The organism is Lamprocystis purpurea DSM 4197, assembly GCF_000379525.1.
Taxonomy (GTDB): domain Bacteria; phylum Pseudomonadota; class Gammaproteobacteria; order Chromatiales; family Chromatiaceae; genus Thiodictyon; species Thiodictyon purpureum.
The window spans coordinates 45,503-67,355 of sequence record NZ_KB902504.1 but is presented as its reverse complement, the minus strand read 5'-3'; the positions used below and the strand labels follow the sequence as shown (position 1 = coordinate 67,355).

The 21,853-nt window shown below is 63.7% G+C and carries 11 protein-coding genes; 4 read left to right on the top strand and 7 right to left on the bottom strand.

Translation table 11 applies throughout. The features are described from left to right. The 4 genes from A39O_RS0117080 to A39O_RS33895 all read right to left on the bottom strand — a co-directional run. On the bottom strand, positions 1–446 hold a 446-nt coding region (locus A39O_RS0117080; protein WP_456073029.1), incomplete at its 3' end, for a Druantia anti-phage system protein DruA. A 392-nt stretch (positions 447–838) separates the two neighbouring features. Further along, a complete protein-coding gene (locus A39O_RS36735) occupies positions 839–1,636 on the bottom strand; it encodes a 4'-phosphopantetheinyl transferase family protein (protein WP_020505884.1) in 798 nt (265 codons plus the stop codon). 1 nt (position 1,637) lies between these two features. Beyond that, positions 1,638–2,879 (bottom strand): FAD-dependent oxidoreductase, encoded by a 1,242-nt coding sequence (locus A39O_RS0117070; RefSeq protein ID WP_020505883.1) that lies wholly within the window; start codon positions 2,877–2,879, stop codon positions 1,638–1,640. 10 nt (positions 2,880–2,889) lie between these two features. Continuing rightward, complete coding sequence (locus A39O_RS33895) at positions 2,890–9,234, bottom strand: non-ribosomal peptide synthetase (protein WP_083924726.1); 6,345 nt, start codon at positions 9,232–9,234, stop codon at positions 2,890–2,892. 477 nt (positions 9,235–9,711) lie between these two features. On the opposite strand from A39O_RS33895, the gene gadC reads away from it, so the two are divergent. The 4 genes from gadC to A39O_RS0117040 all read left to right on the top strand — a co-directional run bounded on the left by gadC (position 9,712) and on the right by A39O_RS0117040 (position 15,564). Continuing rightward, entirely contained in the window at positions 9,712–11,211 is a 1,500-nt protein-coding gene (gene gadC, locus A39O_RS0117055; RefSeq protein WP_051088836.1) for a putative glutamine/gamma-aminobutyrate antiporter GadC, read from the top strand. Positions 11,212–11,551: 340 nt separating this feature from the next. Then, positions 11,552–11,893, top strand: a complete 342-nt coding sequence (locus A39O_RS0117050; protein WP_020505879.1) for an STAS domain-containing protein — start codon at positions 11,552–11,554, stop codon at positions 11,891–11,893. A 135-nt stretch (positions 11,894–12,028) separates the two neighbouring features. Beyond that, entirely contained in the window at positions 12,029–13,114 is a 1,086-nt protein-coding gene (locus A39O_RS0117045) for an ABC transporter substrate-binding protein (protein ID WP_020505878.1), read from the top strand. Continuing rightward, positions 13,111–15,564, top strand: coding sequence for a SpoIIE family protein phosphatase (locus A39O_RS0117040; RefSeq protein ID WP_020505877.1), 2,454 nt, complete (start codon positions 13,111–13,113; stop codon positions 15,562–15,564). Before A39O_RS0117045 ends, A39O_RS0117040 begins: the two co-directional genes overlap by 4 nt. A 598-nt stretch (positions 15,565–16,162) precedes the next feature. Here A39O_RS0117040 and A39O_RS0117035 read toward each other — a convergent pair. From A39O_RS0117035 to A39O_RS0117020, 3 genes are all read right to left on the bottom strand, one after another. Further along, a complete protein-coding gene (locus tag A39O_RS0117035; protein WP_020505876.1) occupies positions 16,163–16,735 on the bottom strand; it encodes a hypothetical protein in 573 nt (190 codons plus the stop codon). 234 nt (positions 16,736–16,969) lie between these two features. Next, positions 16,970–20,470: a chromosome segregation protein SMC gene (smc, locus tag A39O_RS0117025; protein ID WP_020505874.1), complete on the bottom strand. Its 3,501-nt coding sequence runs from the start codon at positions 20,468–20,470 to the stop codon at positions 16,970–16,972. A gap of 199 nt (positions 20,471–20,669) precedes the next feature. Beyond that, complete coding sequence (locus A39O_RS0117020) at positions 20,670–21,782, bottom strand: DUF3616 domain-containing protein (protein WP_020505873.1); 1,113 nt, start codon at positions 21,780–21,782, stop codon at positions 20,670–20,672. Between the last annotated feature and the right edge of the window lie 71 nt (positions 21,783–21,853).

Sequence of the window (21,853 nt, the reverse complement as noted above, 5' to 3'; positions counted from 1 at the left end):
AGGTTCTTGACCTGCACCCAGGGCAGGATGAGGAAACGGGCGTTGTTGAGTACGCGCCCCAGATGGGCCTCGCGCGTGGCCGGTTCCCAGCCGATCCAGCGGTCACGCNCGGCCACCTTCCAGGCCGCCGCACCGAAGCCGAGCGCGCCCAGGATCCCGTGATCCCAGTGGATCAGATAACGCAATTGCGCACCGGGTAGCGGGGTGTAGCCCAGGTAGTGGTAGCGCGCGATCAGCCCGTTCCACAACCGCGAGGCGGGCGTGCCGGCGACTGGCACTAAGCGCAGTCCGCTCAGTTGCCCGACCGCGCCACCCAGCGGGNGCTCCGCCGGCCAGGCCGCGGGTTGCTTGGCCAGACCCCGGCCGTTGCCGTTNCCGTTGCGTGGCGCCGGCAGCGCNATCAGGCCCGCCCGGTGCAGGCGCAGCAGTCCCACCCGGCAACTCATCAGCTTCGGGCGGCCGAGCGTGTCATGCCACCCCAGGGCGCCGCACACCCGCCGCGCNACCTCGGCACGCAATGGCGGGTTGGCGGCGTCGATGGCCCACCGGATCGTCTCGAGGTCCGCCGCACTCAGCGGTCGTCCGCACAGCTTGCCAACATTTGCCTCGATCATCTACCTTTGCCCCATCGGTCGTGATGGGCGCGGATTTCACCACTTCCGCCGTGCTGTGTCCAGCCCTGGCAGCCGCAACCGGCCAGCAAAGATGTGGGTAATAGTCAGCCCCCGCGCAGGTGTTTCGGACATCGTTGACTACCCTCGGTGAGTTTGCAATTCCAAGGGTATGCGCGTTCGCAGATCCTGCCACCTCCCCGATACCCACGCTATAAGCTCCGGGATCATAGGATAGGGTCCAGTGAACCGCTGTCGAATGACCGCTCTCGAATACCGGGGGGATCGGCCTGGGGCCAGCAGACAGCAAGAGCCATAAAATGGTTGGTGTCCGGTCGCCATTGGCGGAAGTGCCAATAGCCCCTAAATGATTCCGAATCCTGAAACCGCACCCGAATGGGATCGAAGTCACAAGCAAAATCGGCCAGTGGCTGCGACAGTCCCAACCCAGTAGCTTTGATGACTGATTCCTTAAGAGTCCACAACGCGATGAAATGCTCTTGACGCAGGTCCGGGTCGGTGATAGCCAGTAGTTGCGCACGTTCCGTCGGAGCAAAAAAGGCATCCGCGATTGCCAGGTCGCTCGTCTGCTGAGCGACGGTCTCCAGGTCGAGGCCGAGGGCGATTTCCCGGTTGCCTTGGTAAACGGCCGCCGCCACTCGCCGCCGGGTATGCGTGAGACTAAAATGGTATTTCGATTCCAAACTTGGCCCGGTGATCATCGGCTTGCCGAACGACCCTGCCGCAAATTGCCAGGCGTCGGGGGCGACTTCCCGGCGTGCCGAAAGCAGGAAGCGCACTAGGCCATGCGCCGCGATGAAGGCCTGTCGGTCAGCGGCAAAGCAATAGCGCGCGGCGCGCGTCCGTTCCGCCTGGTCCAGGATGGATTCCAGCCGCCGCCAGTCCGCGGGGTATAGTCTGTCGATAGCCAATGTGGCGATATGGATGGTTGTTGCGCTCAGGTCATCTAGCGAATCCTCCCGAGCCGCGCCGACCGACGCATCGGTGATAACGTTCGCTTCCATATCATACTAAGGTCTTCGCCAGACGTTTGGCCAAGGCCATGATCGTGAGCATCGGCGGGAGCCCGGGCGCGAGTGGCAACACGCTGGCGTCGCATACGAACAGGCCTGCCACCGCGGTCTGCAATTCGGTGTTCACCACCTCGCCGATGGCGGCCGTGGCCCCATTGTGTCCGCCGTAAATTTTGTCGAGCTTGATGATCGAGTCATCCGTGGCGCCGGCGGTTTGCAGGATCTTTCGTGCCTGAGCCCCGCCCTGTTCGAATTTACTTCTATCCCCATCCGTGACGCGTTTCGAGACGCTGCCGTCCGGAAACACCCGGCCCGTGGCTTCGTCGCCGATCTTGACCAGTATTCCCACCCAATGATTCTTGCTGAACAGTTCAGACTTGTCTGCGAAGTAGTACCGCAGCTTCTCCCGGTTGCTCACATGCACCGTGCATAGGCTGATCCGGTGCTCTTGGGCCATCTCGGTATAGACCAGTTGCATCGGCGGCTCGCGCGAGATGTCGATGTCCGGCGTCACGCCACACCAGATTTCGCACAGATCGACGAACAGCCGCCGGCCGGCGGCATCGATCCCTGAGTGTTGGAGGATGACCGGTGTCTTCAAACCACCCGCAGCGAGCACGACCACATCGGCGGTCAGCCGCTCGACCCCGGCCGGGCCAGTCGCCTCGACCCCAACCACCCGGCCGTTTTCGATCAGAACCTGGGTGACGGTGGTGTGGTATAGGACTTCGGCCCCATGGGTCAGGGCATCGTTCAAGAAGACTCGGCAGTCCCATTTTGCGCCGTTCGGGCAGCCAAGGCTACAATGGCCGCAGCCCTTACATTTGGTGGCATCGATGAACTTGGGCATGCGTCGCATCGGGATCCCGGCGGCGCCGAAGACATCCAACAGCTTCAACGAGCCCTCCGGCGACAGCAACGAGTCGGCAATCGGCGCCACCGGCAGCTCGGCCTCCAGCGCCGCATATTCATCCTGCAGATCGATGCCCAGCGCGGCCAAATCCCGTTCGAGTGCGCGAACTCCGTTGCCGTTGCAGAGAACGGTTGCCCCGCCGGCCCCAAACGCCTGATAGATGTCGATGCCTTCTTGTGAGGTGGCGATCGACAGCGGTGGCGGAAAGGTATCTGCGCCCATTTCCAAGATCAGCACGTCCTTACCTTGCCGACACAAATCCCGTGCCAAAGTCGCCCCGCCGGCACCGGAGCCAACAATGATGATCTCATGATGTCGCATGGTCACGCCCTCACTGCGTCGCGGTTGGAAAGAACCCGCTCGTCTGCAAATAGTGGACCAGGGTCCGCAGATGCGGGAGATAGTCGCAGGGATAAAACACGCCCAGCCGGTGGAGCGCATCCTGGGTCATGGACGAATCGCGCGCCGCGAGGGCATGGCCTTCCGGATCGATCAGGTCTTCTCGCGCCTTGAGATAAATCTCGCGCAGCGGATACAAGGCATTCGTCTCGCCAATTCCTTCGAGCCGCTGTCGCCAGACATCGAAACTCACCAGATCGCAGGCAAGACCGAAGGTCCCCAGCACAGCCATATAGTCGGCCCAGTCCATCTGTACCGGATTGTTCATGTTGAACACGCCACCGCCCGGGCTGTCCAACGATAACCTGACAATCGCTTCGGCCAGCAGATCCACCGGCGTCATTTCGATGGGGCGCTTCCAATCGGGCGCACACCCCATTTGCAGGCACCCTTTCACCAGCAGCAGCGCATGGTTCTTCTCAGGCGCACAGACCCCCGTCAGGCTGTGCCCGGTGATATTACCCGGGCGGAAAATATTGACCCTCAAGCCCTTTTGCGTATGATGTTGAAGAATACGCTCCGCCGCCCATTTGGACATCACATAGCCGTTGGTCGAAATCGGCCGGTCGCCGATCTCGACTTCAACGATCCGCCCCTCGTGATCGCGGCGGCTGGCCACGGAAAGGGTGGAAATGAAATGAAAGACCTTGGGTCGGCCCTGCGCGGCGATCTTCAACAATTCGACGACGCTGCCGACGTTCTCGTCCCGTACGGTGCGGTAATCGAACATGTGATGGACGAATGCGCCACAGTGCATGATGTGGTCGACGCGCTCATCGAACTCCTGAAGCAGCCGCGGCTCCAGACCCAAGTCCGGCTTGCCCAGGTCTCCCCGAACCAGGACGATGCGTGGATGCCCTGCCAGTTCCGGGTGTCCGTAGAAACGCAGCGTATCAACGAATCGCGCCGTGACCGCATCGTCGTCGAGGCCTCTCACCAGGCAGTAGATCCGGGCGTTCGTGAGGGATAACAGCTTTTCCAGCAGGTGAAAGCCCAGAAAGCCGGTGACCCCGGTCAGGAGTAAGCCCTGGGGATCGCGTCCCGGCACCGGTTGCGTTCCCGCCGTGACCGGTAGGTCTTCCTGCGCATCCTGAAGAGCCAGCGCGAGATTGTCCTCCCCAACCACCTCGGCCGGACCGGATCGGTCGATCCGGGCGGCAATGGCGGCAATCGTTGGTCTGGAGAAGAGACTGGCTACGTTGATCTCCGCTCCGAACGCCTGCTTGACCAAAGCCAGCATCCGCACGGTGAGAATGGAGTTACCGCCCAATTCGAAGAAGCTGTCCTGCACGCCGACGCTGCCGATCCGCAGCAAATCTTGCCAGATGGCGACCAGCCGGCGTTCAGTTTCAGTGCGTGGCGCCACCTGCTCTCCTTTCTTCGCCATCACCAGTGCGATGCCCGGTGACAGAAGCTTGGTCCGATCGATTTTCCCGTTCCGGTTCAACTCGAATCGCTCGGTTTCCAGGAAGGCGGTGGGTACCATGTAGTCTGGCAGTTGGGTCATCAGATGCGACTTCAGGTCACCTTGAGACACCGCCCCGGGCGGCCCACTGGGAACCCAGTAGGCGATCAGATTGCCCTCCCAGGGGACGACGATGCACTGCCTGACTCCCGGATGCGTCAACAGGGCCTTTTCCACCTCCTCGGGTTCAATCCGGAAGCCCCGGACTTTCACTTGGAAGTCGATCCTGCCGAGAATGTGCAGGGTCCCGTCGGCCAGCCAGCGGACGCGATCGCCGGTCTTGTACAGCACCAGATTTGCGCCCCGCTCGTGATCCTCGGGGGTGGCAAAGGGATTTTCGACGAACCGCTCCGCGGTCAGTTCCGGGCGGTTGAGGTAACCAATGGCGACACCGTCGCCGCCGATATAGAGTTCGCCGGGTACGCCCACCGGAACCAGTCGGCGATTGTCGTCGAGGACATAGGTAGTATCGTTGGCCAGCGGCCGGCCGATTGGCATGATGTCGCGCCCGGCGTCCTGCTCGGTCAATTCGTACAGCGTGCTGTAGGTGGTGCATTCCGTTGGCCCGTAGACCTGCATCAGGGCGGTCTGCGGCCCCTTGCGCTGAAGCACCTTTCTCACGCAAGCGGCGTTCGCCATCTCCCCGCCGAACTGAACGCACCGCAGCCGCAGCAATACCTCGGGCTTCGTTTCGGTCAGCAGGTTGAACAACGCCGTGGTAAAGAACGCGACCGTGGCCCCGTGCTCCGCCATGGTTGCCAGCAGTCGTTCCGGATTCAGCACCGTGTCGCTGTCGATGATCGCCACGGTCGCCCCGGTGACCAGCGCGCCCCATATCTCGAAGGTAGCAGCATCGAAGGCGTAATCGGCCATCTGTGCAAAGGTGTCGTGGTCCGAGCAGTGGGACGCGGTGGCCGCGAGCGCCAGGTTGTGCGCGGCGCGGTGTGGTACTGCCACCCCCTTGGGGACCCCGGTCGACCCCGAGGTATAAATTACGAAGGCGGTATCGGTCGCGCCACTGAACGCGTCGAGGTCGTCTGCCGGCTGCTGTGCGCCGGCGTGCGCAGCGGCGTCGATACCGATCAACACCAAGTCGCCCTGCGCCAGCAAGGGGACCCGAGCGGCGATGTCCGCTTGCGTGAGTACGACCTTGATGTCGGCATCATTGAGCATGAAGCGCAGACGGTTTTCCGGATAATCCGGTGACAGGGGCGCATAGGCGGCCCCGGCCTTGAGTATCGCCAGCATGCCGGCGACCATATCGATCCCGCGGGTCACGCACAGACCGACACGGGCGCCGGCTTCGAGGCGCCGACCAAACCGGGCGTGATAGGTCTGCCGCAGCTGCCTCGCCAGCCGATTGGCCCGGGCGTTCAGTCCGGCATAGGAGAGCCCCTGCCCATGGTGGATCACCGCCGTCTTGTCGGGATGACGGCGGGCTTGTTCCTCGAACAGTCTTGGGAGGGTCTTCTCGACCGGGTAGGGCACGCGGGCGCCGACGCCGAAGGCCAGCAGCTGCGAGGTTTCTGCCTCCCCGATCATCGCCAGGTCGCTGACCCGCCGGCCGGGGTCCCGAACGATTTCGCGCAATAGCGCGACATAGTGCGAGGTCATCCGCTCGATGGTCGCGCGCTCGAACAGATCGGTATTGTATTCCCAGATCAAGGTCAGGTCTTCGTCCGGCGGGGCCGCCGCGCCCATGGCGACATGCTGTTCTGCCCGCGGGATACAGATCAGGTTCATGTCGGTCTTCGCCGTCTGGTTGTGCCGCTCCAGGATGGTTCCCCGCACCCCGGCAAAGTCCAATACCGGCACAGCACTGTCATGAAAGGCAAAAATAACCTGGAAGAGGGGGTTGCGATCCGACTTGTGGCCGGCCTTGAGCCGTTCGACGATCGCCGGGAAGGGGGTGTCGTGGTGTTTGATGTCCTCGAGGATGCCCTGTCTGGTCCGCTCCAGGAATTCGGTGAAGGTCGTGCGGCCGGACAGATCGGCACAGACCAAGACGATGTTGACGAACATGCCCAACAGGCCTTCGGTCTCTTGCATGTCGCGATTGGCCACGCCGGTGCCGACCAGGAACTTCTCCTGGTCGGAATACCGCGACAGCAGCACCGCGAAGGCCGCGTACATCGTCATGAACAGCGTGACCTGGTGGCTCGCACTGAAGGCGCGCAGGGCCTGATAGAGCGCAGGATCCAGGTTGAAGCGAAGATTGTCGCCCCGGAAACCCTGGACCGCGGGTCGGGGTCGATCAGTATAAAGATTCAAGACATGGGGATAATCGCGAATCTTGTCGATCCAATAGCGCACTTTCTCATCCAGCCGCGTCCCAATGAGCCTGTTCCTCTGCCACACGGCATAATCGGCGTATTGGATGGGCAGCGGCGCCAGTGGTGACTCCCGGCCGTCCAGGAACGCGACATACAGGGTCTTGAGCTCCCGCAGAAAGACCATGATCTCCCATCCATCATGGATGAAGTGATGTTCAATATGCAGCAACAGCCAATCGTCCTGATCCAGGCAATAGAGGCGTGACCGAAACAGCGGTAGCCGGGCATAATCGAAGGAGTGATTCAACTCCTCGCCGATGCATCGCTCGACCTCCTGCTCGCGGCGCTCCGGCGGTAGATGACGAAGATCGATCTCGGGAAGTTCAACCGGCCAGGGAGCGTGGATGACCTGAACCGGTACGCCGTTGCGTTCGTGGAAGGTGGTACGCAAGATTTCGTGTCGGCACACGATCTCCTGCAAGCACTGCCGCAGGATATTGGGATCGAGCGGACCGCGCAATCGCACGCTGAACTGGCTGTTGTAGGCGCGATTATCGGGTACGAGCTTGCTCAGGAACCAGATCTGTTCTTGCTGGTACGTCAAGGGTATCGGCTGGTCGCGCGGGGCTTTCGGGATGGCTACCTCATCGTCGGCGCCCATGGCTTGCCGGTCTGCGACCAGACGGGTGATGTCAGCGACGGTGGGATGTTCGAAGACCTCCTTCGGGTCGAGGGTGGTCCGCAGCCGGTTGCGTATGGCCGCACAGATCTGCGCTACGATCAGCGAATGCGCCCCAAAATGGAAAATATTGTCGTCGATGCCCAGGGTCGGCATGTTGAGTGACTCGGCGACGAGGTCGTGGATGATGCGTTCCAGCTCATTACGCGGCTCGGCCGGTGTCCCTTGCCAGCACTGCTTAGTCAAACAGAAGGCGGTCGTCTCGGTACCGGCGACGAAGGGTGGCGGGAGTGCCCGGCGGTCAATCTTGCCATTGGGATTGAGCGGAAACGATTCCAGCTCCATGAATACCGATGGCACCATAAACGCGGGCAACGCCGCGGCCAAATGCGCCGACAGGTCACGCGCGTTGAGTCCCCCCGGCGTCATGGGGATGACATAGGCGATAAGCCGTTTCTGATGATAATCGCCATAAGGTATCACGACGCAATCCTTGACGTCCGGGTGGGCCTGCAGCCGCGTTTCGATTTCGCCCAATTCGACTCGGAACCCGCGGATCTTGATCTGATTGTCGGCCCGCCCGAGGTAAATCAGTTGCCCCGACTGCGACTGCTTCACGAAGTCGCCCGTCTTGTAGAGCACCAGGTTTTTGCCGAGTGCCCGCTGTTGTTCCGTGGCGAACGGATTAGGGATAAAGTGTTCAGCGGTCAGCTCGGGACGGCTTAGGTACCCGCGCGCAACACCGTCCCCGCCCATGTACAGCTCGCCCATCACATCGGCCGGCACCGGTTGAAGATGCTCGTCAAGGACATAGGCATACATGCGTGCCAGTGGCACGCCGATCGGAATGACGGAAACATGGGAGTCAGTGTCTGACAGGGGGCAGATCGTGGAAAAGCTCGTGCATTCCGTCGGTCCATACGCATTGCAGAGGGTGAGGCCAGGGGACTTGTGAGCGAGGACATGCGCGACCTTGACGGCATTCGCTTCCTCGCCGCCGAAAATCGCGACCCGCAACCCGAGCAGCGCCTCGGCGTCGCCTTCCGCGAGTAGATTGAAGACGGCGGTGGTTAAAAACTCAATGGTGACGCCATGGCGACGCTGTGCCGCGGCCAGCCGTACGCCCGATAACAGCTCGGAGCGGTCGATGATGGCGACGCGGGCGCCGTTCAGGAGCGCTCCCCAGATCTCAAAGGTGGCCGCATCGAATGAAATGCTGGCGGTCTGCGCGAGGCAATCGCAGCCGCTCACCGCGATATAATTCTGATTCCGCACCAGGTGAATAACGGACCGATGTTCGACCATCACCCCTTTTGGTCTGCCCGTCGAGCCGGAGGTGTAGAGTACATAGGCCAGGGAGCGCGGGCCAACGATGGGCGAGAGGTTTTCAGGGGACTGTTGGGCGATCCAGTCCCAACCCCCATCAAGACAAATCACGCCATAATCGCAATCGTCCAGGAAGAGCAATTGTTCGACCAGCGTCTGTTCGGTAATAATGATCGGTAATTGCGCGTCCTCCATCATCCATTTCAGACGGCTCTCGGGATAGGCCGGATCAAGAGGCAGATAGGCGCCACCCGCCTTGAGGATTGCGAGTAGCCCCACGATCATATGCGGCCCCTGATTAATATAGATACCGATCGGTGTATCCGGGACCAGTTCTCGATCATACTGCAGACGATGGAGCCTGCGAATGGCATGCGCAGTCCGGTTCGCTCGCTCGTTCAACTCTGCATAGGAGAGTGTGTGATCACCAAAGACCACCGCGGGAGCGTCGGGATGTGCCGCGACGAATGCCTCAAATAACTCTGGAATCGTGCTATCTTCTGGATAGTCGAAGGAGATTGCATGGTTACTCATCTGGTACTCTCCTAGGCAATATTCATTCCGCTCACCGGCGGCGGCAGGGGGCCAAGCCGAATGGTTGCCGCCATTTTCTCAGAGAAGCGTACCCCGGTGAACGCCAGCGAACAAGCCCGCGTTGACGCCTTTTTCGATCACCGACAGCGCACATCCTGAGATCTTAAGGGTGGGCCTAGGGAAGACCGCTGGAAGCCGTCCGCGGCCAATGGTCCGAGCGGCGACGTGGTCGCTGCCGGAGGGCCAATTCTGCGGCACGATCCTTCCAACGTCACCGCGGTCGCAGCGCCCTGCGCCACACCGAACGCACACGGACGGCGGCGCGCCAGTCGGGCTAGAACGCCACGCCGTTCGCCGGTTCGCTACCCCGATCCTGCGGTATGATCGCGGTTGGCTGGAACACTCGCCTCGGGCTGACCAACCGCTCGGGCCAAGGGATGGCGCTCTTCGCCTTCACCTATCCATAGGGGACAGACCATGGCTACGGGAGAACCAGGTAAGCTTGGCGTCGCAAAAAATGGGACGTTCGGCGTATTCACCCTCGCGATAATGAACGTCACCGCCGTGGTGAGCCTGTGCGGCCTGCCGGCGGAGGCCGAGTACGGATTGACCTCGATCTTCTATTATCTGTTCGCCGCGGTCTTTTTCCTGATCCCGGTGTCCGTGGTGGCGGCCGAGTTGGCGACGGCCTGGCCCCAGAAGGGTGGCGTCTTTCGCTGGGTGGGGGAGGCCTTCGGACCGCGGTGGGGATTCGTCGCCATCTTCGTGCTGTGGGCCATGTCGACGATCTGGTTTCCGACGGTGCTCAGCTTCGCCGCAGTGTCGCTCGCCTTCGTGGGCACGGACCAACAGTTGGACCAGGCACTCGCTGCCAACAAGGTCTATACCATCGTCGTGGTACTCGTCGTCTATTGGGGTGCGACGCTGGTGACACTGCGCGGGCTCAAGGCATCATCCACCCTCAGCACGTGGGCGGGGATGGTGGGAACCATCATTCCGGCAGCGGTCCTGATCTTGGTAGGCACCCTTTACTTGTTTCAGGGCAAGCCTTTGGAGATCCAGTTCGGATGGGATAAGCTGATCCCCGATCTTACGAACTTTGATAATTTAGTGCTGGCTGCCAGTATCTTTCTTTTTTATACCGGTATGGAGATGAACGCGATCCATGTCAACGAGATCGAGAACCCGAGTAGAAACTATCCCAAGGCGATCCTGATCTCCTCGATCGTGACCGTGATCATCTTCGCTCTCGGGACGCTGGCCATCGGCTTGATCGTGCCGAAAAGCCAGATCAACCTGACCCAGAGCCTGCTGGTCGCCTACGACGACTTCTTCCGCGTCTTCGGTTTGCCGTGGTTGGGCTCGGTGCTGGCGGTGGCGCTGTTTACAGGGGTCGTCGGCGGGGTGACGATGTGGGTAGCCGGTCCTTCGGCCGGTCTCGCCGAGGTGGGGCGCGCCGGCTATTTGCCGCCCTTCTTCCAGAAGATGAATAAGAAGGGGGTTGCCAGCCACATCCTGCTAGTCCAAGGGCTGATCGTGACTTGCCTGGTAATCATGTTCGTCATCCTGCCATCGGTGCAGGCAGCCTATCAGATCTTGAGCCAACTGACGGAGACGCTCTATCTGATCATGTACCTGCTGATGTTCTGCGCCGGCATTTACTTGCGGCACACGCAGCCGGTGACCCCACGCCCCTACAAGGTGCCCGGAGGTGAGGCGGGGATGTGGCTCTTCGCGGGCGCCGGGCTAGTCGGTTCACTGATCGCCTTCGTGCTGTCATTCGTGCCGCCCTCGCAGATCCCGGTGGGCAGCCCCACCAGCTACGTCGTGATCCTGATTTTCGGCAACCTGCTGTTCGTCACGATTCCGCTTGTCATCTACGCGTTACGCAAGCCGCACTGGAAGACGGCGGAGGGTGCGGCCGACTTCGAGCCGTTCGGCTGGGAGTTGGAGGGAGGGCATCCGGGCGCGGTCTAGCAACATACACCGGCATCGGCGGCCGGCGCCGTCGCCGTCGCCTGAACACCACAAGGGCTAAGGTCATGACTATGGACACCGATGCCATCGCCGCTGCGGCAGAATATCGGGACAGACCCTGAGATATTGACACAACAGGTATAAAAAAGTAGGGGTCAGTTCAGTGGGTGTGGCACCTCAATTTTGAACCCGCTAGGTTTCAGGTTGCTACAATTGGGTTGTCGCTGCCTCCCCCCGCATCCGGGCTTCGCCTGGCGCAATGCAATTTTGATCAACACCCGGAATCATAACGGGGACTGCGCGCCTATCTTCCATCTTGCCGCCACAGAGTATCCAATCAGTGACCATTGACGAATGTATTCGTGACGACCTCACCACCGTTGCCCTGACCGGCCGCCTGGATTCCATGACCGCTCCCGAAGTCGAGCAGCGGTTGCTGGCGCGGGCCACGGTGGCCTCGGTGAACCTGGTTCTCGACCTGTCCGGACTGGACTACATCTCCAGTGCCGGACTGCGGGTCATCCTGATGGTGGCCAAGCGGACCAAGGCTGCACAGGGGCAACTCGTCCTCTGCGGTATGAACCAACAGATCAGTACGATCTTCGAGGTCAGCGGTTTTCTGACGATCCTGCGGGTGGTGGAGCGGTGCGCAGACGCCCTGCCGGCCGCTGGCTCGGCTTGACCGCCACTGGCCCGCGGACGTTGCGGTTCTTCGCGTTCCTACGCGCGAGTGCAGCGGATGCTCCGCCGATCCCTCTCACCGTCCCCACCGTCCGCCTGTCCCGCATTCCCGGTCGCAGGAACCAAGAGCATCGAAATGACATACTCTACGCGGGCCGCTCGCCCGCGGTACCGCCCGGCCATCGCCGCCGGCCTCGGGGTGGTACTCACCGTCGGATGCGGATTCGCTATCCCGGAACCCACAGCGCCGGCTACCTTACCGGACGCCCTACCGTCATCCGGCACCGCGCTCACGGTCGTTCGCCTGGCGCTACAGTGGCAGCCGCAAAGCCAGTTCGCGGGCTATTACCTGGCGCGCGACAAGGGGCTATACCGGGCAGCGGGGCTCGACCTGCGGCTGCTGCACGCGAATCCCGAGCACTCCTCACTGGACATGCTACGGGCGGGGGCCGCTGACCTCGCCACCCTCTTTCTCACTGACGCACTCATCGCGGCGTCGCCGCGATTTGCGGACCGGTCTGTGGAATCGGCAATCGTGCAGGTAGCGCAACTGGTGCAACGTTCCAACCTCATGCTCCTGGCCTGGAAGGATATGGGTATCACCAAAGCCAAGGGGCTTGACGGACAGCGGGTCAGCTATTGGCCGGGGGGCTTTTCGACGAGTTTCCAAGCCTTCTTTGCTGCCGGCGGGATACGCCCCGCGGTGATACCTCAATACTATTCGGTCAACCTGTTCTTGCAGCGCGGCGTGGTCGGCTGCGCGGCCATGGAATACAACGAGTATCACCGGATCTGGCAGAGCGGAATCGACTCCGAGCGCATCACGGCCTTTCGTATGCGCGACTACGGGCTCGGGTTTCCCGAAGACGGACTCTATGCAACGGCACACTGGGTGCGCGACCATCCCGAACTGGCTCGCGCTGTGCGTCGGGCGATCCTGGCCGGCTGGACCTATGCCCGTGCGCATCCGCAGGAGGCGATCGATGCAGTCTTGGCCGAAGCCCGCCAGGCCGGGGTGTCGACAAACCGGCCACACGAGCGCTGGATGCTCCGCCACATCCTCGATTCCATCTTTGTCGCTGGGACCCCGCCCGCCGCGTTCGGCAGCCTGGACCGGAGCGCCTTCGCGAGCGCCGTGCTGGCGCTGCGGTCTGCCGGGCTAATGGATCAGGCACCCGAGTTCGCGGTCTTTGTGCCATTTGAAGGCGGGGCGTCGCCATGAAGGACCGACCGCCGCGCGGGGAGTTGTTTGCCTTCAGGCATAGCATTCGCACGCGCATGCTCCTGTGGACGGTCGGCGTGACCGGATTGCTCCTGATTGCGGTGGTCGTGTGGAATTACGTGACGGTCCGCGACCAGTTGAAAGTGGAGGCGAGAAACCGGGCGGCGTTCCTGGCCGCCGGATCGGCCGACAAGATTGATGCCAAGCTGGGGCCTATGCAAGGTCTGGTCCAAGGTATTGCGCTGACTTTGCAGGCACAGGCGCTGGATGTGCCTTTCGAGCGGCTGCGAGTATTGCAGGACGCCGCGTTGCGTGACTATCCGGAAATCTACGGTACGGCCGTGGCCCTGCTACCGGCCAAGAGGCCCGCCGCTTGGCCGGACGCCGCCCCCTACGCCTATCGCGAACGCGATGCCCTCGGCTACCAGAACCTCGACGAGGCTGATCACAGGTACCTCGGCGAGGACTGGTTCGCCCTTCCCAGATATCTGGACCGGGGGATCTGGAGCGAGCCCTACCGGTGGTCGAATGGCGTCAAGATGGTTACCTATTCGATGCCGATCCAGGTCCCGACGCCGACCGGGCCGGTGTTCGCGGGCGTTGTCACCTGCGATATCGACCTCGATTGGCTTGACCGCACCCTTGCGGACCTGCCACTGGGCCAGCGTGGATACGCTCTGCTGATGACCCGTAACGGCACCTACATTTCCCACCCGTTGAAGGAGCTCGTTCTCACCGAAAGCGTGTTCAGCATCGCTGAGGCCCGCGGCAGCGAGTCATTGCGCGAGGCTGGCCAGCGCATGGTGTCAGGCAGTCCCGGTCTCATTCCTTGGGTGAGTTGGACGACCGCAGAAGATGCCTGGCTCGCCTGGCAACCGCTCAAGACGGCCGACTGGACGATGGCCACGGTGATTCCGCAGGCCGAACTGCGGACTGAAATCCTGCGCCTCAGTCGGAACGAGGCCCTGGTCGGGGCGACCGGGTTGGTCGTGCTCACGCTCGCGGTGTGGCTCATCGCCCGGTCGATCACGCGCCCGGTGGGCGCGCTCAGCGCAGCGGCGGCGACCTTGGCGACGGGAGACCTCGACGCCGCGCTTCCCAGGCCGCGGGGTAGCGACGAGATTGCGCAACTGACCGCCGCCTTCGGCGCAATGCGCGACAACCTCAAACGCCACATCGCCGACATGGCGGTGACCACTGCCGCCCGTGAGCGCATGCAGAGCGAATTGCGGATCGCCCACAACATCCAAATGGACTTGGTACCGAAGACCTTCCCCATCATTCCCGCACGCACGGACCTGGATCTTTTTGCGCTCATGGCGCCGGCTCGCGAGGTGGGAGGGGATTTTTATGATTTCTTCTTCCTCGATCACGATCGGCTGGTGGTCGCGATTGGGGACGTCTCCGGAAAGGGCATTCCGGCCGCACTCTTCATGGCGGTCACGCGCTCGTTTTTTCGCTCGGCATTCAAGGCTGACCCCGATCCCGGGAGGGCCTTGGCCCGAGTGAGCGATGACCTGTCCGAGGGGAATGAGTCCTGCATGTTTGCGACCCTTTTCTGTGCGGTGGTCCGCCTCGCCGAGGGTACAGTCGACTTCGCTAACGCGGGTCATAACGCGCCACTGTTGGTGCATAATGACGGACGGATGGAATGGATCAGCAGCCCCCACGGGACTGCCGCGGCCATCCTTCCCGGCGCCGTATATGAGAGCGGCCGTCTAACCTTGGCCGCGGGGGATGCCCTGCTACTGTATACCGACGGCGTGACTGAGGCCATGGATCCCGAGCGCCGGCAGTACGGGGAAGAGCAGTTAGCATCCCGGATGGACTCATATCGCGCTCTGGCCTGCCGGGAATGTCTCGACGCCCTGGCCGGAGATATCCGCGCCCATGCTGCCGGGGCGGAGCAGTCCGACGACATCACCATGCTGATGCTCAGGCGCCTGGTGACCAGCGCCGCGGATGTTTCCCGTGATGATGAAAGCAGTCTGCAGCTGGAAATCGCCAATCACCAGGAGGGCTTGGCGAGCGCGCTCAAGCGGCTGGACAGCTTCCTCGCGACCGCCGCCTCCCCGCCGACACTACCCTATGTCCCCCGCCTGGTGCTCGAGGAATTGGTCACGAATATCATAAAGTACGGCTATCCTGACGATGACGTGCATGGTATCCACGTGGTTTTCAGGACCGGGCCACCCGCCACGATGACGATCGAGGACGACGGACAACCGTTCAACCCGCTCCTTGATGCACCGGCGCCCAACTTGGACGCTGTAACCGAAGAGCGTCCCATTGGGGGCCTTGGTCTGCATATGGTGAGGACTATAACAGCGTCCCTGAACTACCGGCGTGAGGGTCGGATCAATCGACTCAGCATCGTGTTTCCACTTGCTGCGTCTTTGCTACCCCCGGTAGCTGTAGCGGCCGACAAACATCCGCGCCCCGCCCCATAAACGTCGCGATTTGCGGCCCAGATTAACTGCAAGTAACCATCCCCCGGCACAGCCCGGCGGCTTTCGATCGCTGGCCCCTCAAAGGGGCCTAATCATGATCGGTTAAGACTGGCTGCAAGAGCGAAGTAACAAACCGAGCCCGCCTGGTGCTGCTGATCGGAAAAATGGCTGTCGCTCGTTGTCAGCACTGTCTGACCTCTACCCAAGCGTCGTGCCATCATCATCGCATCCCGGAAGTCCGACGGGCTGCTAGGAAGGGCCTGCCCCGGGACTTCCGGCGCCCTCGGCCGGTCGTCTCACTGGGGTATACCCCAGCAAGGCGTCAGACCGACCCCCAAAAAGCGTCAGGCTAGGGTAGCACGGTGGCGTTTCCTGACACCTGACACGACGGGTCTGAGGCCCCAAGCTGACAGGCGCTGTCGTTTTCGGAAGTCGTCTGCACCAGTTTGCTGGGCTCAAGGGGCCGTTGTGCAGGGGACTGCTGACACGCGCTGCTCAGACGTCGCCTGCACCAAGATTCGGGTTTATCATGGGGTCAGAAATATCCTTGATCGCCAAGTCGGTCCCTCAAAAACTATCCATTTGTACAGTAAGGATTTTATTGCACGACTCGCCAGGAGCCAGCCCCGGTTTTCCTTGTTTCTTCGTAGGTAGTGCAGGGATCTTCTGATATTTGGTGCAGACGACTTCTGATGAACAACCGACATAGCCCCTGTTGCGTCGCCGCGTCGATCACTCCTGCATCCAAGGTGCGGAACAGGCAAGTCTGCATGTTCAGGCCGTACTCATGCTTGAGCAGCACCAACGCGTTCGGCTCCAAGTGACGCCGCTGTGCGCCGAGATGCCCCATGACTGCCTGGCGCGGCATCAGAAAGGCACCCAACGGTTGCACAGGCGCTGCAGCGGGTCGCCACCGGAATGGGGCTTGCGCCAAGCGACCAGGCTTGGCGCAGTCCCTCGGCGCGAGCGTCTCGACCTGCCCTTCCTCGTGGATCGTGTCGATCAGACCACGCGGCACTGAGAACGCTGCGATCGGCGAATCAGGGTAGAGACTCAATAATTCCCGCCAACGCGCGGCCTGGTCCAGGACATCACCATGGACGTGATCCAACAGGCGTTTCGGCATGGACGCCTGCTTGCGGTACGCGACCCCGGTGATTTCCGCTTGCATCGGGCGAAAGAAAACCAGCCATCACTTCGCCGTCCTGACCTTGATCTGGTGTGTCGTTACGCCGTACCCGTCACGCCTTGGCCTTCCCCCGGCGACCTGCGGCGGTCCCGCCGGGGCCTTGATCAGGCTCCTCAGCGCCGCCTTCCCGGCCGATCTTGCTGGTCGTTGCCGCCTTTGCTACGTCCTGGTCCCTGACGACCGCTGCCATGTCGGTTTCGGATGCGCGGGAACGTCTCACGCCACCCCCGCCAACCGCACCGCCTCTTCCACATCCACCGCGACCAGCCGGGAGACGCCCGGTTCATGCATGGTGACGCCCAGCAGATGATCGGCGATTTCCATGGTGACCTTGTTGTGGCTGATGAAGATGAACTGCACCTGCTCGGACAGCGAGCGGACCAGGGCGCAGAAGCGGCTGACATTGGCATCGTCGAGCGGCGCGTCGACCTCGTCCAACATGCAGAAGGGCGCCGGGTTCAACTGGAAGATGGAGAACACGAGCGCGACCGCGGTGAGCGCTTTCTCGCCGCCGGAGAGCAGGTGGATGGTGGAGTTGCGTTTGCCCGGCGGGCGCGCCATGACGGTGACCCCGGTCTCCAGCAGGTCGTCCCCGGTGAGGTCGAGATACGCCTGGCCGCCGCCGAAGAGGCGCGGGAAGAGTTCCTGGAAGCCCTGGTTGACCTGGTCGTAGGTGTCCTTGAACCGGCTGCGGGTCTCGCGGTCGATCTTGCGGATGGCCGTCTCCAGGGTCTCCAGGGCGCGCGTGATGTCGGCGTGCTGGGCATCGAGATAGGCTTTGCGCTCGGACTGCTCCTTGTACTCGTCGATGGCGGCCAGGTTGATGGCGCCCAGCCGCTGGATGCGGGCAGCCACCCGCGTGAGGCGCTCCTGCCAGGTCGGTTCGTCCGCCGCGGGGTCCAGGTCGCGCAGCGCGTCCTGCGGGGTGGTCGCGGCCTCGGCGAGTTGCTCCTCCAGGGTGCGGCGGCGCACCAGGCGCTCCTGACGCTCCAGACGCAGACCGTCGAGCTCACGCTGGGCGTTCTGGGCGGATAGTTCGACCTGCTGGCGCTCCGTTTCCAGTGAGCGCACTTCCTGGTCCAGCGCTTCCAGACGGTTGCGCGCGGCACCCAGTTCGGCCTCGACTTCAACCCGCCGGGCGAGTTGTTCGTCCAGTCGCTCGCGCTGTTCCACCAGGGGCTCGATGGATTCCTCGTGGTCGGCCACCAGGTCGTCACGCCGGGCACTGAGTTGATTCTGCTGGTCCTGGGCGCGGGTCATGCTGCGCCGGGTGGCTTCACGCGCGGCGCGGCTGGATTCCACGTCGACCCGCAGACCCTGGGCGCGGTCGCGCGCGGTCTGCTCGGCCGCACGCGCCTGGGTGCGGGCGGTGCGCAGGGTTTCGCGCTCGGCGCTGAGCGACTCGCGGCGCTCGGCCAGACGACTGACTTGATCCAGGAGATCATTGAGCCGCTCGCGGCCGTCCTCGATCTCGGCCAGGGCGTCCTCGCATTGCGCGGCGAGTTCGGCGTGCTCAGCCGCCAGGGCCGCCTGGCGTTCGCGCAGATGACCGTCGCGGGCGCGCTGGCCGGTGAGCTCGGCACGGGCCGCGGCCAGGTCGCGATTGACGGCGGCCAACCGCTGGGCGGTCTGAGCGCGCGCGTCCTCGGCCTGGGCACGAGCGGTCCGCACCGCCTGCTCCTCGGCAGTGAGGGACTGCTCGCGGGCAGTGAGGGCGGCGATTTCGGACTCCAGCGCCTTGAGTGCCTCGGCGCGGGCCAGGACACTGTCGCCGGCAGCGGCGGCCGGGGTGCGCAGCCAGTTGGCGCCGACCTGGACGCCATCGCGGGCGATCAGCCACTCGCCGGGTCCGAGGTCACCCCGGCGGTCCATGGCCTCGTCGAGGTCCGCCGCCGCGTAGACCGGACCCAGCAGGCCGTCCAGGGGCCAGGGGGCCTTGACCCGCGCGGCCAGGCGCGTGTCCGGTCGGTCGCCCCGCGGGAGCGCCGGCACCGCGGCGTCGATCAGAACCAGCCCGGGTCTCAGCCCACCGGCCGCCATCGGGCGCAAATCCGGCACCGGGACGGCCTGCAGGGCAGCGCCCAGCGCCGTCTCCACCGCCCACTCCCAACCCTCGGCGACCTCGAGCCGATCCACCAGCCGCGGCGTCTGCGCCAGCCCGTTGGCCGCCAGCCAGGCGGTCACCCCCTGATCGGCGTCGGCGCGGGCGGCCTCCTGCAAGGCGGCGAGCGAGGCCCGCCGGCCCTTGGCCTGTTGCAGCGCGGTCCGGATGTCGTCCAACGCGACCGTCAGGCTGCGCAGCGCCGCCTCACGCGCGGCCAGCTCCGCCGCGTTGGCTTGTTGGCCGTCTTCCAGTTCGGCCACCTGTTCGGCAATCCCCGCCTCCTGCTCGATCAGTTCGGCGAGGCGCACCTCTGCCCCCGCCAGGTCGAGCCGGCCGGCGTCTTCGTCACTGCGCCGCAGCCGGTCCCGGTCGCGGGTCAGGCGTTGCTCCAGGGCGTTGATCTGGGCGCGCTGTACCTGGGCCTGCTGGCCGGGGCCGGCGGCTTCCTGATTGAAGCGGTCCCATTCAGACTCCCACTGCGCCTGCTGATCCTCGGCGAGCGCGACCGCGGCAGCGGCAGCGGCAAGTTCGGCCTCGGCGACGGCCAGCAGGGGCTCGTCCCGCGTCAGCGCCTCATCGATCTCGGCGAGCCGGGTCTGATCGCGCTCCAGATGATGGGCGGCGTCGGACAACTCCTGATCCAGGCGCACCAGTTCGGCCTCGCGGCGCCCGCGCGACTCGTTGGCGAACTGGATGGCCTGCTCGGCGCGGGCGATCTCCGCGCCCACCGCGTAGAAGCGGCCCTGAATTTGATTGAACGTCTCGGAGGCGCCCGTGTAAGCGGTGCGGCGGTCCTCGATGTCGGCCTCGATGCGGCGCTGGCGGGCGAGCGACGCGGCCTGATCGGTCTCCAGCGCGCCGAGCCGCCGGTCCTGCGCCTCGAGTTCCTCATCCAGGGCACGCCAGCGCAGGGCCTTGAGTTCCTGATCGAGCCGCCGCTCCTCGGCCCGATAGGCGGTGTAACGGGCAGCGGTATCGGCCTGACGTTCCAGATGCAGTAACTGCTTGCCGACTTCATCGCGCAGGTCGTCGAGGCGTTCCAGGTTCTCGCGGGTGCTGCGCATGCGCCCTTCCGTCTCTTTGCGCCGCTCCTTGTATTTGGAGATGCCGGCGGCCTCCTCGAGAAACAGGCGCAAATCCTCCGGGCGCGCCTCGATGATGCGCGAGATCATCCCCTGTTCGATGATGGCGTAGGACCGCGGACCCAGACCGGTGCCCAGGAAGAGATCCTGGATGTCACGGCGACGGCAGCGGCTGCCGTTCAGAAAGTAGCCGGACTGACCGTCGCGGGACACCTGACGCTTGACCGCGATCTGGTTGAAGGCGGCGTACTCCCCCCCGGCCCGCCCGTCGGCGTTGTCGAAAACCAGTTCGATGCTCGCCATGCCCACCGGCTTACGGCCGGTGCTGCCGTTAAAAATGACATCCGCCATCGACTCGCCGCGCAGCATCTTGGCGGACGACTCGCCCATCACCCAGCGCACCGCGTCGATGACATTGGACTTGCCGCAGCCGTTGGGACCGACAACCCCTACCAAATTACTCGGGAAATGGGCCGTGGTGGGATCGACGAATGACTTGAAACCGGCGAGTTTGATCTTTTCCAGGCGCATCCCGGCAGGGTACCGGAAGCGGGAGTGGGGGCCAAGCGTGTGTGCCCGCCACCAACGCGAACACATCGTCCGGCGTCTGGAAAGGACGGCGGTTGGTAAAGCAGCGCGAGGCCGAGGATGCGGAACGACTTGCCGCGCTATGGGCCTCCGGCGCTAGGCCGGCGGTGCTACCCGACGGCCCGGCAACACCATTCCAGGTTCAGAGATCCGGCAGCGGAAAGACGTCCGCCGACAACCCATCCGCCGCGCCCCGACGGCTGGTGTGCAAGGTGCTGGAAATGACCATGACCCCGGGCCGGCCCAGTCCATCGTAGCGTTCCATGGCGCGCGGACGGTCGCCCTGCAGGCTGCCGGTCAGCGGCTGGAGGAGCGTCAGGCGCGGATCATCGGCAAGCGTCAGGCTGTCGACACCCAGTTGGGCGGCCCCGCGCAGCCGATAGAGGCCCGGCTGCCCGGCCGCGGGATCAGCGGCTGGATCAGTAACCGGCCCGGACAGGATCAGCAGGCCGTCGCCCTGCCAGCGCAGCCCCTGGACGCCGCGGCCACCCAGGTCCACCAGATGTTTTCGATAGGGCCGGCCTTCCAGACCGATGGGCTCCAGGCGCAGCACACAGGGACTCTCCACCCGCGGCTCCACCTCCAGCACCACCGCGAAACCGCCCAGCACCGGCCCGCTGAAACCGATCCACAACCGCCCGGCACGACACCCGAGCCCCGCCAGTTCCAGACCGTTCTCGGCCATCGGGATGGGGCCGGGGGCGAAATAGGCGGCCAGGTGCGGATCCTCAGCCAGGGCGCGGGTGAGCGCATTGCCGCCGTCCTCGATGGGCAGCAGGGCCAAGTCCCGCGGCTCGGGCAGGCGGTCGGCCCTGACTTGGGCACAGCCCAGGCAGGCGCGCCGATGGATCGGCTCGATCCAGGTCAAACGCTCCAGGTTCTGCGCATCGCTCAACGCGGGGTCCGGGCGCAGTCGCGCGCCGGCATGGGACCCGATGAACCAGAGCAGCTCGCCGGCGCAGGCCAGGCCGGTCAGGTCCATGGATTCCCCCGGATTCGGCAGATCGAGCATCGTCGCGAGGTCCAGCGCGCTCGGGTCAGTCCAACCGGGCCGCGCGGACGAGGCCCCCCGCTTGGCGGGTTGGTCACCGGCGGCCTGGGGAAGCAACCGGAGGAGACCGTCCAACGGGGCGGCACCAAACCACAGATGACCGCCGCCATCCAGGGCAATCGCCGAGACCTGGGCGGGAATAGAGGCGGCGTCGATGGCCTGGCCGAACCGCAACTGGACCTGGCCGATGGGGATGGGCTGCATGAAAGGATACCTCTTCGTTTGGATGACGCGGGGGGCGGCCCCGGGTGCCTGAACGGATCAATTCCGGTCTG